Origin of the sequence: Micromonospora sp. NPDC049900, from assembly GCF_044461025.1 — a bacterium.
Lineage (GTDB): Bacteria > Actinomycetota > Actinomycetes > Mycobacteriales > Micromonosporaceae > Micromonospora.
On record NZ_JBITKM010000009.1, the window covers coordinates 130,055 to 147,931 of the forward strand.

General features: G+C 68.6%; 10 protein-coding genes. 4 read left to right on the forward strand and 6 right to left on the reverse strand.

The window, feature by feature from the left end:
- Positions 1–26: 26 nt before the first annotated feature.
- From ACIBMZ_RS20690 to ACIBMZ_RS20710, 5 genes are read right to left on the reverse strand one after another with little or no spacing between them, the layout of a single operon-like run.
- Positions 27–1,481, reverse strand: a complete 1,455-nt coding sequence (locus tag ACIBMZ_RS20690) for a hypothetical protein (RefSeq protein WP_396696109.1) — start codon at positions 1,479–1,481, stop codon at positions 27–29.
- A gap of 25 nt (positions 1,482–1,506) precedes the next feature.
- The gene (locus ACIBMZ_RS20695) at positions 1,507–3,003 is read right to left on the reverse strand and encodes an SCO6880 family protein (protein ID WP_396696111.1); all 1,497 of its coding nucleotides are present in this window, start codon (positions 3,001–3,003) and stop codon (positions 1,507–1,509) included.
- Between the two features lie 5 nt (positions 3,004–3,008).
- Positions 3,009–4,346, reverse strand: coding sequence for a hypothetical protein (locus tag ACIBMZ_RS20700; RefSeq protein WP_396696113.1), 1,338 nt, complete (start codon positions 4,344–4,346; stop codon positions 3,009–3,011).
- Between the two features lie 2 nt (positions 4,347–4,348).
- Positions 4,349–5,116: a hypothetical protein gene (locus tag ACIBMZ_RS20705; RefSeq protein WP_396696115.1), complete on the reverse strand. Its 768-nt coding sequence runs from the start codon at positions 5,114–5,116 to the stop codon at positions 4,349–4,351.
- On the reverse strand, positions 5,113–5,409 hold the full coding sequence (locus tag ACIBMZ_RS20710; RefSeq protein WP_396696117.1) for a hypothetical protein: 297 nt from the start codon (positions 5,407–5,409) through the stop codon (positions 5,113–5,115). The genes ACIBMZ_RS20705 and ACIBMZ_RS20710 overlap by 4 nt, the downstream gene beginning before the upstream one ends.
- A 340-nt stretch (positions 5,410–5,749) precedes the next feature.
- Between ACIBMZ_RS20710 and ACIBMZ_RS20715 the strand changes: the two genes are divergently transcribed.
- Together ACIBMZ_RS20715 and ACIBMZ_RS20720 are read left to right on the forward strand one after the other, a co-directional pair.
- Positions 5,750–6,289, forward strand: coding sequence for a hypothetical protein (locus ACIBMZ_RS20715; protein ID WP_396696119.1), 540 nt, complete (start codon positions 5,750–5,752; stop codon positions 6,287–6,289).
- Positions 6,290–6,294: 5 nt separating this feature from the next.
- Positions 6,295–7,413: a M23 family metallopeptidase gene (locus tag ACIBMZ_RS20720; RefSeq protein ID WP_396696121.1), complete on the forward strand. Its 1,119-nt coding sequence runs from the start codon at positions 6,295–6,297 to the stop codon at positions 7,411–7,413.
- Between the two features lie 983 nt (positions 7,414–8,396).
- Here the strand turns inward: ACIBMZ_RS20720 and ACIBMZ_RS20725 are convergent.
- Positions 8,397–8,627 (reverse strand): hypothetical protein, encoded by a 231-nt coding sequence (locus tag ACIBMZ_RS20725; protein ID WP_396696123.1) that lies wholly within the window; start codon positions 8,625–8,627, stop codon positions 8,397–8,399.
- A gap of 562 nt (positions 8,628–9,189) precedes the next feature.
- Between ACIBMZ_RS20725 and ACIBMZ_RS20730 the strand changes: the two genes are divergently transcribed.
- Complete coding sequence (locus ACIBMZ_RS20730) at positions 9,190–9,468, forward strand: hypothetical protein (protein WP_396696125.1); 279 nt, start codon at positions 9,190–9,192, stop codon at positions 9,466–9,468.
- Between the two features lie 41 nt (positions 9,469–9,509).
- The gene (locus ACIBMZ_RS20735; RefSeq protein ID WP_396696127.1) at positions 9,510–17,738 is read left to right on the forward strand and encodes a hypothetical protein; all 8,229 of its coding nucleotides are present in this window, start codon (positions 9,510–9,512) and stop codon (positions 17,736–17,738) included.
- Positions 17,739–17,877 lie beyond the last annotated feature (139 nt).

The window sequence follows — 17,877 nt, forward strand, 5'->3', positions numbered from 1 at the left end:
GATCGGCTGTTGGTTGCGGATGCCGCTCATCGGGCACCCGCCCGGACAGCCGCGTCGGTGTCGTAGAGCGCCAGTTCCTCGCCCACCAGGTGCAGCGCGACAGGCATTCCCGCCCGCTCGCCCGTCTTCACGAGGTACTTTCCCCGACCCGGATGCGTGGCGCCGGGTACCAGTGCCTCAGGCGCTGCCCAGGACGCGACCATGTCCCGCTCGGGTCCGGACAGCCGGACCATCTGGCTGATCCGGTCCAGTTCCCGGCCGGGCAACGCGGCCAGGACCTTGATGGCGCACCGTTCGGCCATGCCGCGTCCCTTGGCGCGGTCCTCGTCGCTGGCCAGCGCGTCCAGGTCGTCGAGCGAGTGGGTGAGCATGATCTGTGCGACGCCGAGGTTGCGCGACAGCCGGGTGAGCGCGTCGGCCGGCTCGACCAACCCGGGCGCTCCCCGAAGCGCCCTCCACAGCTCGTCCATGACGGCGAGGTGTCGCCGTCGGGGAGCAAGGCCCTGGTCGGCGAGCACGGCAGCAGCGTCGATGACGGCGTACCCGTAACTCCAGGTGGACAGCATCGCCGCGGCGACCAGCTTGTCGCCGGCGGCGGCCACCCGGGAGATGTCGATGCTGACCGCCTTGGCGGACAGATCGACCGGGGTGGAGGTGGCGGAGTCGAAGACACCGGCGAGCGTGCCCTCGCACAACAGTCGCAGGGTCGCGACCAGGTCGTCGATCCGGCGGCGGTAGTCGGCCGCCGAGGTAGCCCGCGCCGCGGCGCGAATGGTGTCCGGTCCCTGATCAAGCACCGCGAGCACGTCGGGGATCACCGGATCTCCGGTGCGCCGTTCGGCAAGGAGGTCGACGACCCTGCCGAGGACGACCTCCTCGGTGTTGCTGACCTGCCCGCCGTCGCGCACGAGCGTGCACAGGGCGATGAGCAGGGTCAGCCGCCGCCCGCGTACCTCCAGGCGAAGCTGGTCGGCGTCGGGTCCGCTCATCCGCGACAGCACGGTGCCGAGCGGACCGGCGTCGAGCGGGTTGATCCGGTCCAGACCCCTGCCGACCCGAATGACCTGACCATCGAGGTGCTGCACGACCCGGCTGTAGTCCGGCTTCGTGTCACCGAGAATCAAGATCTGGGCGCCGGTGGCGGCCATTCCCACAACTAGCCGCTTGGCCAGTGCGGACTTGCCTGCGCCTGGCTGGCCGAGCACGAAGATCCCGGTGTTGGTGATCAGTCCGGCGTTGAGCCACTCGAACGGGTCGAGCAGCACGGACTCACCCCAGAGCTGGTGGCGGCCGATCGGCACACCCAACAGGGGAGCGCCGCTGCCTGCCGTGAACGGGTACAGGCCCGCGGCCTGCACGGTCGTGGCCTGGTACTCGGTACCGGCCGTTACATGCACGGCGCGGCCGGCGCCTGGTCGACGCCATCCCCAGGCCGGGGGGATGGGGCCGAGCGCGGATCCGCCGATGTCTGCGAATGCCATGGGAATGCTCCTGGAGAGAGGAAGGTCAGTTCAGCCACTGCTGGGCCAGCACCGGCGGGCAGATCCCGGCCGGGAGGGTGACGGCGAACCCGGCCGCCTGGGAACGCCACAGGCGGCGAAGCCGCACCTTGCACGTCTCCGCGCGGCTTTCCACATCCGCGACGGCTCGACCGAGGTCGGCCGGATCGAGCACGGTGGTGGTCACCCAGAGGCTGACCAGGCCGACACCTGCGCCGAGCGCCTCTTCGCGAGCTGCCTGAGTGGCCTGCTCGTGGTCGGCGATGTCCCGGGCGGTCGGATCGAGCTTGCGGGCTCGCCGGTAGGCGGACCGGAACTGGGCCGCGTTGACCTGCCGCTCGACCTCGCCGGCGGCTTGCCCGGCGGTCATCGGGCGGTACAGCAGCGTGACCCGTTTCGGCTGCTCGCCGGGGGCGAGTAGCCGGGCGAGGACGTGGTGGGTGACCGGCTGACGTGGTGCCTCGTGCCACGCCCAGGTCACGCTGGTGGCACCGTCGTGCTCGTAGCGATCGGTGTGTTCCTCGGCGGCGACCGGGCCGGCGTTGCTCCAGTCCAGCAGCTCGGCTGCCGCGTCCGGTGCGGCGCTGAGTAGCCGGGTCACCTCGCCTCGACTGGTCGGATCGAAGGCGTGCCGTACGATTCCGGCGATCTGCGCCGCTGTCGCCCGACCCAGCACCGTCAGCCCGCACCCGGCCAGCGCGTCCTGCAAGCCGGGCAAGGCGCGATCGACCTCCGCGAGACAGTCCGGCACCGTCCTGGGCCGGGCCGGCGACGCCGCCGGCTCGAAGGTGATCGACACGGTCGTTTGCACGTCAGCGGCGGCCTGTGGTGCGGCGGCGATGAGCTGCTGGATCACCCGCACCGCCGCCGCTGGCCCGTCCGGTGCCAGCCGGCCGGTGATGTAGTCAGCCAGCCGGGTGCCGGAATCCGGCGCGGTGTCCACCGTGACGGAGACCCACCGCACGATCGGCACGTGACCGAGACCGGCCAGCCAGCCGCCCCAGTTCGACACCCATGCGGAAGCTGCTTCCGGGTCGGCCAGCCAGGTCGACTGCGCGGCGCACCGCAGCGTGACGGTCATGGTTCCGAGCCGGCGATGCCACACCACGCCATACCTGCCGCCCTGGCCGTCCTCGACCGACAGCAGGACGGTCGGGGCGAGCACGCCCGGCAGTTGCCAGGCGTGCTCCTGCGCCGACATCACGCCACCGCGGAAGCTCGTGCGGCCACGGCCGGAACCGGCGACCCAGCGGAAACGCTGGACGAGCGCCTGCGCCAGCGACACACCGTCCCACTGAGCGACGTTGCCGACGATGAGGACCAGGCAAATGGGGCCGACCACCGCGAGAGCGGTCAGACTCACCGACACCGTGATCAGCGCGACGGTCATCGCCGCGAGCACCACCATCGTCTGACCGAAGCCGAGCCCGAACATGCCCAGCGGCCGAGCGCGACGCCACCCGCCGTAGGTTCGTGTCTCCTCGACCTGAGCCTTCGTAGACATCCCGATCACCCGCTCTCGGTCGATCGGGACGCGGTGCTCGCCGCAGACTTGACCGCTGTCCCCGCAACCCGCGCGCCGACAACGACACCGGCGACGACAGGCGCGGCAGGGCCAGCGGCGGCGGACGCCCCGACCGCACCGGCGCCTGCGGCACCAGCGCCCGCACCCGCTGCGGCGCTACCGCCCGCAGCCGTCGTAGCGCTACCGGCCGAGGCGCTCGCGGTGGTGGTCGTCGCGGTACTCGCCGAGGGGGCGACACCAGCGGTGGGGGAGGGACCGGTGAATACCGGTGGGGTCGGTCGAGGCGTGCCCGATCCGCTGTCGCCGCCGCTGGGCTGCGGCGGGTAGCGGCGGTCCATATCCCGGGCATAGTCCGTCGCGGACATGCCGGATGAGCCGCGTCTCGACGCGACCGCGTGCAGCCCTGCGGCGCCCGCCGCAGCCAGCATGCCGGCGGAGTTCCCGGTGGTCTGGACCGCGCCGACTGTCCAGTTGAAGAACCGCATCATGGCCGGCAACGCCACGAGCGTCATCCCGAGCATCCCGGCGCCGGTGAACCACGTCGAGATGTCCCGGTTCTGCGGATCGCCGATGAGCATGAACGCGACCGCGTAGCTGGTAGCGGCGAACGGCTCATAGAAGACCATCGCGAGCAACCAGCCGAGCACCCGCTTCAACCAATTACTGGTAGCTGCCGTGAAGCTGCCACTGGCAGCGAGTTGCAGCATTCCGGCGAGGATGACGATGGCGCCGTTGCGGAACAGCAGCAGCATCGCCTGCACGATGCTCGCCACGAGCACGACCATGCCCACGACGACCACCAAGATGCTGCTGATACTCGGTCCCGCCGGAAGCAGCAGCATCTGCATCCGCGCGGCCAGCGCGTTGGTCTTGCAGCCCGGGTCGACGCCGAGCCCTGGCGCGCAGTCCATACCCCAGGTAAGGACCCACTCGGTATAGGACTCACACGCCGTGAGAAGCATCTGCGTACCGGTGAGACTCACCGCGCCGAACAATGCGGTCGTGAACAGCCCTTTCACGACCGCGACGAGCGGTTCCCCCTTGCGGTTGATGATCAGCAAGAGGGACTGCCACATGATGCCGCCGACCGAGACGATCAGCGCGAAGGGCAGCATCCACTGCTGGAGCGTCTGCGCCGCTGGCGCATTCTCGACGTCGACCGGTGGCAGGTACAGCCACCACGTCACGGTCGACGTGATCAGCGTGGACTGCGCCTGGCTGATCAGGTCCGCCAGTTGCCCGATCATCGTCTCGGCCACGGCGCCCGCCACCTCGGTCGCGCCCTCTTTGAACTGGCATTTGAGATCCCACGCGTCGCACATGGCTACCTGCCCGGCAACGGCGTGTAGCTACGGGTGACAGCAGGGCCGACCAGAGCACGGACCGTGGACCAATCACCGCGGGGCGGAGCGATCAGACTCCAGTCCGTGCCCGTCCAGGAGACCTGCACCACCGTGGCCGCGCGAGCCACGCCACTGCTGCCGTCAGGCGCTTCGATGAGCAGCCGCATGCTGGCCGCATGCGGGCCGTACGAGTCGATGCGGACCCCGGCGATCGAGGCGTAGATGGGAGACAGTGGGTCGCCGTAGGGAATCTGCAACTGCTCCTGAGCCAGGGCGTAGTTCCGGGTCACCGCGTCGATGTATGCCGCAACATCCGGCCCGACGACCTGCTCACGCAGCGTCGGTTCCCAGACCCGGGGCCCCACCTGCGGACTGGTCCGCACCAGCAGGTGCAGTGCGGCGAGAACGGCACCCGACGGTGTCTGTGCGAAACCTCGCGCTCGCCCAGCGGCGAAGTTGCGGGGACCCGCGGCGGCGGAGACCGGCAGATCCAGCCCCGCCACGGTGATCCAGGTCAAGTCGGTGGGCCAAGCAACCTCGACGGCCACCTGCTGAGGTACGTCGGACTCCGGAGCGTCCGCCGATGGAATCGCCACGATGACTGGGCGCCCAGGCGAGGCATGTCGGATGCCTTCGCCACTGCGGGCGACCGCAACCGAAGCCAGCACAAGCAATGCCAACCCGACGGCGATAACGGCCATGGGGCGGATGCGGCGGCCGGGCGCCGCGTGCGAGATGCGGCGGTTCACGTGAGCGCCACCCCCGCGATGCCAGCAGCCAAGCTGGTCAGCGCAAGCCCGGCGAGCACCCAGGGCACGCCCGCGGCACCATCCACAGCGGTCTGCGACCGGTTACGCCGTCCGATGATCATCATCCCGGCGCAGATCATGAACCCGAGGACACCCGCGACTAGCAAGATCCACTTTCCCCAACTGAGGAAACTGGTGGCGACCGCCTCCATTCCGGGAGGTGCTGACGGCGCCGGGTTCGGGGCGGCTGCGGCGAGCACCGCTTGGCCGGCAACGACGAGATTGAGAACCATGTCGATCTCCTCCGATCGAAATGCGGCCCGTTGTAGGGCCGCTGTCGGAGACGTTCGTTCGCGTGCGGAGCCGTTACGGTTGCCGCTGAGGTTGACGGGAGCGCTACGGGCGCTAGGGGTAACCCCTGATCGCCGCTGCTGCCTGCGGGTGTCCGACGCGACAGGGCTGGTCGCGACCCTGGCGAGCAGGCTGGTTCCGTAGCTGCTCTCCGTGCGTCGCCGAATCGCTTGATGCCGGGACGAGCCCACGCCTCGGGTCGCCCCCCATCAGGGCGAAGGCGGCGGCGTTACGGCGCTACGGCAGCGTCGCCGCCTACGGGCGTGCCTGAACCTGACCGGCATGATCCGCTTCAGTCGTACTCCCGCCCTACTGGCGGTCGCCATCGCCGCCGTGCTGCTCGGCGCCTGTTCAGCAACGACCCCTCAGCCTCGTCCGCAACCGTCCGTGGCAGTGTCGCCTCAGCTCGTAGACCCGTCGGTGGATTACCACGACCCGCACGCGGTGTGCGCGGCGTTCGCCGTTGCCGCACATCGCGTGGACACCGCCGTCGACCGTGATCCCACCGACGTCTACCGGCGGGCCGCGATGTACTTGGACGCCAGGTTGGCTGCGGCGGTGCCCGACCAGGACTCGGTACGCCTGACCCCGCAGTGGCAGGAGCTGACTCACCACCGGGCCTACACCGACGTTCAGGTCGGCCCGTATGCCGGAGACGCGCTCCCGCCCGACACTGCCGAGCAGCGGCACGTCGGCGCACTCGTCGCGGTGCAGCCGATCGGCCGCGACGGCTGGCGGGGCACCATCGAGCGCCACACCGTTATGTGCGGCCTGCGGCCGAGCACGATCGCGTGGCGGATCAGCGAATACGAGATTGGCTGATCGCGATGACCGACACGACCGGACAGGCCAGCCCGACATCGGTACGCGCCCTCGTACTGCTACTCACGGGCGTGGTGGCGATCGCGGCCGGTTTGATCGCTTTCGTTGCCTCAGGTGCCGCCACCCTGCTCGCGGCGAGCCCGGCGCTGGTCGCGGCCCCCGCCAGCGGCGCACTCAACATCGACGCCATACCGCCCCATGCCCGCTACCTCGCTCCCTGGGTGGTCCGCGCGGGATCGATCTGCCCCCAGGTCACGCCGCCGATGATCGCGGCGCAGATCGACCTGGAAAGCAGTTGGCGCGCCGACGCTCTTGCCGACAACCCGCCCGAGCGCGGTGGGCCCGCCATCGGCATCGCGCAGTTCCAGCACGGCACCTGGGCGAGTTGGGGCGACGACTACGACAACGACGGGCGCAACGGGCCGGACGACCCCGAAGACGCCATCTACGCGATGGGTCGCCTGATGTGCGACCTCGTCGCGTGGGCGTCCCGCAACGTCGCGGTGAACGTGCTGAACGGTGACCCGCTCGACATCGCCTGGGCCGGCTACTTCTGTGGCCGCGGCTGCATCGCCAGCGCAGGCGGTGTGCCGGCGGCGGGGAAGGCCCACGACTATCCCCAGCAGGTCCGCTCCCGCATCGGCAAGTACACCCTGGAGGCAGGAGGTGCCGGTGCCTGGCGCCTTCCGCTCCCCGCCGACAGCTACCAACTCGTCAGCAGGTTCCGGCCCCCATCACGGCCCAGCCACGACGGCATCGACCTCGCCGCTTCAACTGGGACTCCGATCTATGCAGCTGCGGCCGGCGTCGTTTTGGCCGCCCGGTGCGACAGCGCGTACTGCGACCGGCCCGGAGACCCGAACCTGTCGGGCTGCGGGCTGCTGGTCAATATCAACCACGGCAACGGCATCGCCACCCGCTACTGCCACGCGGTGCGTCTCGCCGTCTCCGCCGGCGACCAGGTCCAGGCCGGGCAGCTCATCGGCTGGGTCGGCAGCACGGGCCGCTCCTCCGGTCCGCACCTGCACTTCGAGGTCCACCGCCACGCACCGCCCCTGACGGCTGCCAACGCAGTCGACCCGCTGTCCTGGTTGGACTCGATGGGGGTGCATATCCGCCGATAGGTAGGAGTGCAGCACTTCCGACTTCCTTGCCACTTGTTCCTGCTGGCGTTCCTCGCGAACCCGCCACTTCTGGAGGCATCACCAATGTTGGTTAGCGCATACGACTCTCAGTCCTCGCGACAGATTGCCAGCTCGATCACGGTGGGGGCGGTGGACCGAGCTGCGAATCGAAGCTATCTGGCCGAAACGCGCGTCGTCGACGTCGGCGGGGGGTGGCATTCGGGCACATGGCGTGTCGACCTACGACGGCTTGCCGACCGCGCCCGCGTGACGGCACTCGCCCTGCGTTCCCAACCCGGTGAGCGCCAACTCTCCGACTACGACTGGTCGGAGATCGTGCGTGGCATGGCGGACCGTATTGGGCTTGCGGACCGGCCGTGGGTGGCGGTGCGAACCAACCCGACCACGCTCACTCTGCTCGCTGACGCCACCAACGGGCCACTGCACACCGAGGCCGCACGGGCCTATGCCCGTAGCCCAGCAGTCACCTCCCGAACGTCGCCCACCCATCAACGACCGGCGTCAGCCGCACCAACCGCCGCTGCCAACGCCGCCACCGCCGCGACGGCCAACCCAGGAGCTTCGCCTAGTGGCGTTGCCCAGATGAGCTTTGCGGCCCCGCCCACCGCCGCGCCGGGCGCTGCCGCCGGCTCCCCGATCGTCCAGCCCGGTGGAGCGCCGATCCACGGGGCAGTCGCCCGGCCGCACACCAGATAGACGAGGCGCCGCAGCATGACCGCACCGCACCGACGACGCCATCCTCCGCAAGTCACGGTCACGAAACAGGCCACCCCGGCCTCGACCGGCGTCCACGCCGCTACCGCCGCGGCGCGGGAGTGCCCATGAGCCCCCGACCCGTTACCCGAGACGTGGTCGCGGCGCATCTGCGCTCCTACTGGACAGATACGTCCTGGGCGGCACCACCTCACCTGGCCGCACTAGCGGCCATGGCATGGAACGAGGGATGGAACGCGGCGCCGCGCTCACCCGCCCCAGACCGACAGGTGGTTGGCGTTGACTTTGTGGTCAAGGCCGTCTTCCCGTTCGGGTTCGCCGCCGGCAAGCGAGCCGGAGTCCTGGCCGTGGACAGTCACATCACCGCAGCCGCCCGCGAGGCGATCAGCCGCCTCAGCGACGGGAACGACCCCGGGCGCGTCGTGCGCGGACTCCTGGACCAGTTGACGGCCTCGGCCCATGACGAAGTCCGGTGTCACGACGGAGCGAGTACGGAAGAGGGACGTAATCGTCCGCTAGGGCGGACATTCGAGGCAGCCGCCAGCGACAACCGCGCCCGCACCAACGCGCAGCGCGCCGCAGCCGCCGCCAGCGTCGCCTGGAACCACGCGATCAAGGACGGATGGGGACAGGCGTACTGGACCGCCAACCGCATCATCATCCCGGCCCGGGACAGCAAGCTCGCCGCCACCAACGCCATCGACGGGATACCGGCCGTCGACTGGCTCGACGATCTCGCCGAGGCGGCTCGGGCAATCGCCGACGAGCGGCCCGGCCAGCACCCTGCCCGGCTCGCCCGACTGGCCGGACCGACCGAGACGCCATCAACCGCCAGCGGTGACCCTGCGGCGCGCGAGGCCCCATCAGCGGCCAAAAAACCACCACCACAACGGCCTGAACAAGTGCGACCACAAGCCCCGGGGGATGTGATTCCATTGGCACGCAAGCGCAGGGAGATAGCCGGGCAACTGTCGTTCGACGACTACCTCTGGGCGCGTGCGTCGGAGCCGGACGACTTCGACGAGTTGGAGGTGGAGACGAGTGAACCAGTACGCAGCGCAAGCCAAGAGTCACTGGAGGAGCCACCTGCCGAATCGATATCGGCAGATCGAGGACCCGGACGAGTTCTTCACGGAGTTGGGGGAGAAGATCGCCCAGCAGATCGAGGACCTGAGCAGGACGCTGGCAGGCCCGGACCCGGAGCAGGAGACGTACCTGAGCAAGGTCGGCCGGCTCAACAACGCCCGGCTGAGCGCCGAGGGCCAGGTGCTGAGGGAGATGCTGCCCGACCCGGCAACCGACCTGAGCCCGACCCACTAGAACCTGCCGCACCGCCACCGGAGGCTGCCCTACCGCCCCCGGTGGCGACGGCTTCACCCGACTCCACCGCACCAGACATCGCCCAACCCGCCCAGCAGCCGACGAACACCCCGAACGCGGCCACCGACCTGCTTGGCGAACTGGCGGACCTGCCACATCCCGCGCCGCCCGTACCCCCAACCGAGCCGGAGAACGATCCCGTTCCTTCCGCCCGCACCTCCGGGTCCGAGTCGCACGACCCAGGAGCAGTGCCGAGCGGGCCGAGGTTCCGGCCCGCAGAGCAGGCGGATCTGGCCCCATCCGGAGAAGCCGCCAGAATCAAGGCGAACATCGCCGCGCTGCGCGTGCTGCGCACGCTGCAAGCCGACCAGCGGCCCGCTACCGCCGACGAGCAACAGGTACTCGCCCGCTGGGCCGGATGGGGTGCGGTTCCCGCCGTCTTCGACCCGGACCGCGACGACCACAGCACCTACGTCTGGGCGCGTGAGCAACTCGCCGAATTGCTCGACGAGACCGAGTGGCGTGCCGCACGACGCACCACCCTCAACGCCCACTACACCGACGCCTCCGTCGTCAAGGTCGTGTGGGACACCGTGCAACAGCTCGGCTTCACCGGCGGTGACGTTCTTGAACCGGGCAGCGGCTCCGGCAACTTCATCGCCTTCGCTCCCGAGGGCGCGCGGATGGTCGGTGTCGAGCTGGACCCGATCACCGCAGCCATCTCTGCCGCCCTCTACCCGGACGCCCGGATCCTCAACGAGAGCTTCGCCGACACCCGCAGTCCTTCAGGTGCCTTTGACCTTGTCATCGGAAACGTGCCCTTCGGCAAGATCACGCTTACGGATCGCCGTCATAACCCGGGCGGCCACAGCATCCATGACCACTTCATGGTCAAGGGGTTGCACCTGTTGCGGCCAGGCGGGCTCATGGCCGTACTTACCTCGCACTTCAGCATGGACCGCGCGAACCCCGCGGCCCGCCGAGAGATCGCTTTACTCGCGGACCTGGTCGGTGCCGTACGGCTGCCTTCGGGTGCCATGGCGCGAGCCGCCGGCACCGATGCCGTCATCGATGTACTGATCCTGCGTCGCCGCGACGAGAGCCGCTCGGTCACCGCCAACCAGGCGTGGGAAACCACCCGGCGGGTCACCCTCGGCGAGGACGAGGTGCGCGTCAACGCCTACTTTCTCGACCGCCCAGGACGCGTACTCGGCCGGCTCGGCACCGGCGGCCTTCATCGTGGGGACGAACTCGCCGTCGTCGGTGACCGCGACTGCGCCCCGGCCCTGCGCGCCGCGTTGCAGGACATCGTGGCTGAGGCGGAAACCCAAGCGTTGACCTACCGCCCCGCCCGGCAGGGTACACAGCCGCAGCCGATCGCCTTCGTCGCCGCCTCGGAGCAGCAGCCCGATGGCTACCTGGCGCTGCGCAACGACGGCACGTTCACCCGGATGATCAACGGCCAAGCCGAGCCGTATGCCCCGCCAAAGACGCAAGCTGACGAACTGCGAGAGCTGCTGCGACTACGCAACCTCGCCATGCGGCTACTTGAGGCCGAGGCGGCGACGCTCGACGACACCGACGAAATCGACCACCTTCGTTTCCAACTCGGCCACCGCTACAACGGCTACCTCTCCCGGTTCGGGCCGATCAACCGCTACAACACCTACGAGACGGGCAAGGTCGACGACGAAACCGGCGAGCCGATCCTGCGGCGAGCCGCCCCCGCGCAGGGCGGATTCCGCGCCGACCCGTTCTCCAACCTCGTCTACGCCCTGGAACGCTTCGACGAAGCATCGCAGGTCGCCTACAAATCCGACATCTTCACCACCCGGGCGATCGCCCCCCGCGCACCGAAACTCGGCGCGGAGACTCCCGAGGACGCCCTCGCCATCTGCCAGGACATGTATGGCCAGATCACGCTGGAGCGGGTGGCATGGCTGCTCGGCGTAGACCAGGACGACGCCCGCCAGCGACTGGGCACCCTGGTCTTCGACGAGCCTGGCACCGACCGGCTCGTCCCGGCGGCGGAGTACCTATCCGGCAACGTCCGGGTCAAGCTCGACCAGGCCCGCGCCGCTGCCGAGGAGGACGAGTGGTACGCGCCGAACGTCGAGGCACTGACCGCCGTGAAGCCGGTCGACCTCACGCCGGAGGAGATTCGCGTCCGGCTGGGCGCGAGCTGGGTCAGCGGCGAGACCGTGCAGCAGTTTCTGCAAGAACTCCTGGATGACCCCACCCTCGCCGTTGAACACGGCGACGGCGGCACGGACTGGGCGGTCACCTCGAAGCGTCGCGCCACGACCCTCGCGACAAGCACGTGGGGCACCGAGCGGAGATCCGCGGTCGACATCGCCGAGGATCTGCTGAAGCAGCGGCCCGTGCGCGTCTACGACATCGATCCCGTCACGGAAAAGCGCCGGCTGAACGCCGACGCCACACTCGCGGCGCAAACCAAAGCGACCGAGATCAACGAGCGGTTCAGCGAGTGGCTGTGGGCGGACCCGAAGCGGGCCAACGTTCACCTGGCGATCTACAACAACCGATTCAACTCGCTCGTCCTGCGCTCTTACGACGGGGCGAAGCTGACCCTGCCGGGCCTGGCACTCACCTTCAAGCCACACGCCCACCAGTACAGCGCGGTTGCTCGGATCGTCAATGAACCGTCGGTCGGGCTCTGGCACGAAGTCGGCGCCGGAAAAACAGCGGAAATGGTCATGGGGGCGATGGAACTGCGTCGCCTCGGCCTGGTCCGCAAGCCGATGATCATCGTTCCGAATCACATGCTGGAGCAGTTCAGCAGGGAGTTCCTCCAGCTCTACCCCCAGGCGCGGCTGCTCTCGGCCAGCAGCGCGGACCTGACCGCGGACCGTCGCAGGTTGTTCCAGGCCAGGGTGACGACCGGAGAGTGGGACGCCGTCATCATGACCCACCGCGCGTTCGAGCAGGTGGCCATGTCGCCGGAGTACCAGCGCACGTACATGAAGGTGAAGATCGAGAAGCTGGAACTGCGGCTGGCGTCAGCGGACGCCGCCGGTCAGAAGCGGCTCGTCAAGCAACTCGAAGGGGCCATCAGCCGAGCCGAGGAACGGATCAAGAAGAAGCTCACCACAAAGAAGGACCCCGGCCTGACCTTCGAGATGATGGGCGTCGACTACCTGTTCGTCGACGAGGGCCACCTGTTCAAGAACCTGGAGCGGCCGAGCCGGATCCCGGGCATGGGCATCCCCGGATCCAACAGATCCACCGACCTGGACATGAAGCTGCGGTGGCTGCGCGAAACCAACGACCGGGTGGGCACGATCGCGACCGCGACCCCCGTCGCGAACTCGCTAGGCGAGGTCCACACCATGCTCATGTACCTCGCTCCGGATCTCATGCGGTCCCTGCACATCGACGAGTTCGACGCCTGGGCGGCGACGTTCGGCGAAACAATCGAGGGCATCGAGGTCGTCCCCGAGGGCGGCGGCCTACGAATGAACAGCCGTTTCGCCAAGTTCTACAACGTCCCGGAACTGCTGCGGCTGTTGCACCAGGTCGCGGACGTGAAGACCGCCGAGGATCTCGCCCTGCCCGTGCCTAAGCTCAAGGAGCGCGAGGACGGCCAGCGCCTGCCCCGCACGGTGGTCGTGCCCGCCAGCGACGGGCTGAGCGACTACCTTACCGCCCTGGTCGAGCGAGCCGACGAGGTCCGGCGCGGCGACGTCGACCCCACCGACGACAACCTGTTGAAGATCACGCACAACGGCCGTTCAGCCGCGATGGACCTGCGGTTGGTGCCGCCCACGACAGACGAGATCGCCGACGTGCTGCGCCGCTTCGAGGTGCTCGACGACGAGCCAGCTATCGAGGCAGTGGCAGCCGACCTTGCCGCCCGATGGACCCGCCAGCGCCCGAACCCCTTGGACCCCTCCATCGCGGCGTGGCCTGGCGACGTGCGACAGGGCGAGGGCGAGACGCTGTGGTCGGGGCAGTTCGACCACGCCACCGAACAGGCCCTACTGCGTCTCGCCGACACCCACGACTGGAACGCCGGCCCGCTGGAGAACAGCCAGATCCTCGACGCCCTCCACCACTACGACGGGCTCGGCGACGCCGACGTCCGTCAGCGGGTGGCCGAGCACCTGATCGACCACTGGGCGGCCGAGCCGCCGTACGCGCAGGTCGGCAGGAGCGTCGTATGGCCCGACACCGTTCAGGACGCTGCCGGCCGTGTGGTCTGGAGCGGCGAGCTACCGCGCACCCTCAAGCAGGCCCTCGCCTACGCCTATCAGGGGGCAAACGCCGAACGCCCCCTGACGGCGGATTGGCTCGCCGAAGTGATGGACACCTACGACGGCCTGGCCGACCCGGCCATCCGCGAACGGCTCTCCGCTGAACTCGCCGGACTGTGGAGCGAGCAACCTCCACCGGGACCAGACGTCGGCCACGATGGCGCACGAGCAGCGGCTACCGCCTGGCCAACTCCGATCGTCGCTGCGCCCAAACTGCTGTGGTCAGGACCGTTCGACGGGGAAGTCCAGTCAGCGCTGCTCGGCATTCGCGGCATAGACCCGAATGCGCCCAGCAAATTGACCGCCGCAGCGGAGACGATCGCCCGCATCTACGCCGAACACCGCGGCGACATCTTCAGCGACAGCGACGGCCAACCCCACCCTCGTCCGGGTGGGCTTCAGATCGTCTTCAGCGACCTCGGAGTGCCGGCGGCCGGCTGGAACGCCTACGACGAGTTGAGGGATCAACTCGTTGCTCGGGGCGTGCCCCGAGCACAAGTCCGGTTCATGCACGAGGCAGGCAACGACGCCGAGAAGGCCGCCTTGTTCGCCGCCGCCCGCGACGGACGGATCAGCGTGCTGATCGGCAGTACGGAGAAGATGGGCGTCGGCACGAACGTGCAGCGGCGCGCGGTCGCATTGCATCACCTGGACTGCCCGTGGCGGCCGGCAGACCTCCAACAGCGGGAAGGCAGGATCCTCCGACAGGGCAACCAAAACGTTGAGGTCGAGATCATCCGGTACGTCACCGAAGGCTCGTTCGACGGCTTCATGTGGCAGACGGTGGCAAGAAAGGCCGAGTTCATCGCGCAGCTCATGCGCGGCCGGCTCGACGTCCGCGAGATCGAGGACATCGGCGACGCCGCGCTGTCGTACAACGAAGTGAAGGCGCTGGCGACCGGTAATCCTCTGCTGCTCGACCAGGCGGCGCTGCAAGCTGAAGTGACCAAACTGGAGCGGATGGAGCGTTCGCACCACCGGGAACGCGATCGAATGGCCTGGGTACGGCGCGAACGCGAGCAGGACATCACCATTCTGCGGGCTGAGATCGGAGAGGCCAACGAAGCCCAAGCGCGTCGCGTCGACACGACCGGAGACAAGTTCCACATCACCGTGCTGGGCCAGGCAACCGCTGAACGCAAGCAGGGCAACACGCTTCTGCGTGACGCGCTCAAGGCTCTCACCGCTCCACCGCCGCGGGGCGAGCAGGAGGTCGCCACCATCGGTGGATTCCCGGTCGTCGCGGAGCATCGGTGGATCGAAGCCCAGAACCGACGCCTGCTGTACGTCAACATGCCCGCCCTGCCCCGGGCCGAATTCGCTCTCTCCCACACCGAGGTCGACAACGCCGACGTGGTCGGCCGGCTGGAGAAACGGCTGCGCGGACTCGACGCCATCATCGGACAACTGCAACGTGACCTCGCGGCCAAGGAGCAGGACCTCGACAGGATAACGAGCGGCCTGGACGCGCCCTTCAAGCACACCGATGCACTGCGCACCGCCCGCGAACGACTGGACGAGGTGAACGCGCAGATCACCGAGTCGAGCAAGTCCGAGCCGTCAGCGGCCCCGACCGCCATCTCGGCTGAAGCCACGTCGCCATTGAGGCGCGTCGACCCGGCCATCATTCGCACCGGACGTCCCGGACACCCGGATGGCAACGACACCATGCAAGTCCTCACCCTCACCGCCGCCGCCATCCAGACCTACGGCTGGGTGTCCCGCCGCGACGCCGACGCCAGCGACGGCAAGCTTGTGCCGACCGCCGCCATCGTCGACACCGCCATCAACGGCGACGGATACGACGCCACCGGCCTACGGCAGGAACTGGAAGCAGCCGTCACCGACGACACCCGCACCCACGCCGCAGCGATACGCGCACACGCCATCGCACTGCACGACCATGATGTGAGCGACTACGCCTACCAACTGCGGCTCGCCGCTACGGAAGACAGCGTCGGCCCACGCCAATTCGCCACCCTGGTCTCCGCCGCCGCCAGCTACCAGCGGCACCTACAAGACCAAGCCATCCGCCACACCACGGCAACGTCCACCTGGCAGGGCCAGAAGGGCGACAAGGTGAGCTTCGACGCCCGCGTCCTCGCCGCCCGCAGCTACAACCGCCACCGGCGCGGAGGCGGCCAGTCCACCGCCACCACTCTCTACCTCGCCGACGCATCCGGCAACCTGTGGACCTGGCGAGTGCCCAACCTCAACGCCTACCGCGACGGCACATACGTCCACGTCACCGGCAAGATCAAGAGCCACGACACCATGAACGGCCACCGGCAGACCGAACTCGGCCGGTGCCTCGTCACTGCCGTCGGCCAGCCCGCAGACTGGCCGGGGGAGCGTACCCACACCATAAGGTTGCCGACCGAAGCCTCTCCGCCCGCGCCCGCGCCCGAACCCGTGCCCGCGACAGGGCCTGCGGCTACGCCACCAGTCGCCACCGTCGCAGTGACGACCCCGGTGAATCTCGACGCCTGGGCCGCCAGCCGTGGCGCACGCGCTAGCGCGGACGACATCACCTGGCTCTCCGACGTGCTGACCAGACTGGCCAACGATCCGCAGACGCAGATGTGGGCGCTCGCCAACTCCCCGGACGACTTCGCGCACCCATTCGCCACCATGCTCACCAACGCGATGATGGATCTCTTCGATGAACGCATTGACCTCCTCCGGTGGGCCTACTTCGGCGACAAACAGGACCAGATTGAGTTGCAGGAAGCCGCCACCGAAGCCGTCTACACTGCGGTCCTATCGGCCGCGGAAGAGCAGGCCACCGAAGCTCAGGCTGACGAGGAAGCGGATGCCGTCCAGCCGGCTGGATCACCGGACGGCGATGAGCCCCACGTCGCACCCAACCACAGGGCAGAGTCGGAGAGCACACCTAATCGCGCTGCCGAGCCAAATCCAGCGATCGGCGATGACCTGGAGCAGCGAGAGCAGCACATCCGTCATCGCCAGATAGCCCTGAGAATTGACGAGCATGCCGCCGGGTACCACCGGAGCACCGGATCAGCGCATCGATACATCGCCGAGATGGTCGACGCGACCCCGGCGGAGCTGAACTGGATCAAGACCTACATCGCTGATCATCCCGAGGTGCTGAAGCTTCCCTACCGCACGCCAGACCAATGGGACCAGGCCCGGCAGAGGCGCGGCGAGGAGGCACTCCAACAGGCCGAGGCTGCCCACATCGAGGGTGACTTGACTCGCGCGCTGAACTGCCTTGACGAGGCACGCGCGTGCGGAGTGCTCTCCCGTCACGAATGGGAAGCGGGCCGCACCTACGTGCTCACCCACGACGTCAGCGAGAATCCCTCTCCACCACCCACCATGGGTGCCGAAACTCCGGAGCACCACGAAGAACCCCAGTCGACGCCTCACCACGAACCTGCGGACCGGCAACCCCAGGTCCGGCACCGTCAACTCGTGCTCGCGCTTGAACAGTACGGGCCTGGATACCACCGGATCACCGGCGACGGCGTGCGGTATGCCGCCGAAGCGGTGCGGGCGACGGAGCAGGAATGGCAGTGGATGGCGGACTATGCACAAGCCAACCCGCAGGTGCTGGAAGGCAAACGCCTCAGCGATGCCAGCATCTACGAGGTCAATCGGAAGGCCGCGCGGAGAGCCTTCGCGGCGGCTACGGACGCCATGAGGCGCGGCGACTTCGATCTCGCTTTGGACCGACTCGACGACGCTGAAGTGCACTGCCCGGACGGCAACCCGGACCGAGGTGGCACCTGGGATCGTTACCGCGAAATTGTGCGATCGAAGGCAGGCGCCAGCGCTGAGGAAGTGCAAGCGACAGCGGGGAGGTCGGTGTCTGGTGGGCAGGACCCTGTGACCCAGGAAGGTTCAGGGCCAGCAACTCTGGCCGAGACCGGCCACGCTCTGCGGGGAGCGGCTCCTACGGCCGATTCGGGCCATGGGGCGATGAAATCTGGTGGGTCGGCGAACAGCACGCGCAGCGTTCATAATCGTTGAACGAAGACGAATACTCGCCCCAACGCCCACTCCGGTACGTCTGGGCAGGGTGACCACGGGGGATGTCACCCTGCCCAGCGATCCGGCAACAATATGATGTGGCCGGGCCAGCGGCAATAGTCGCGGCCCAAGTGCCAGG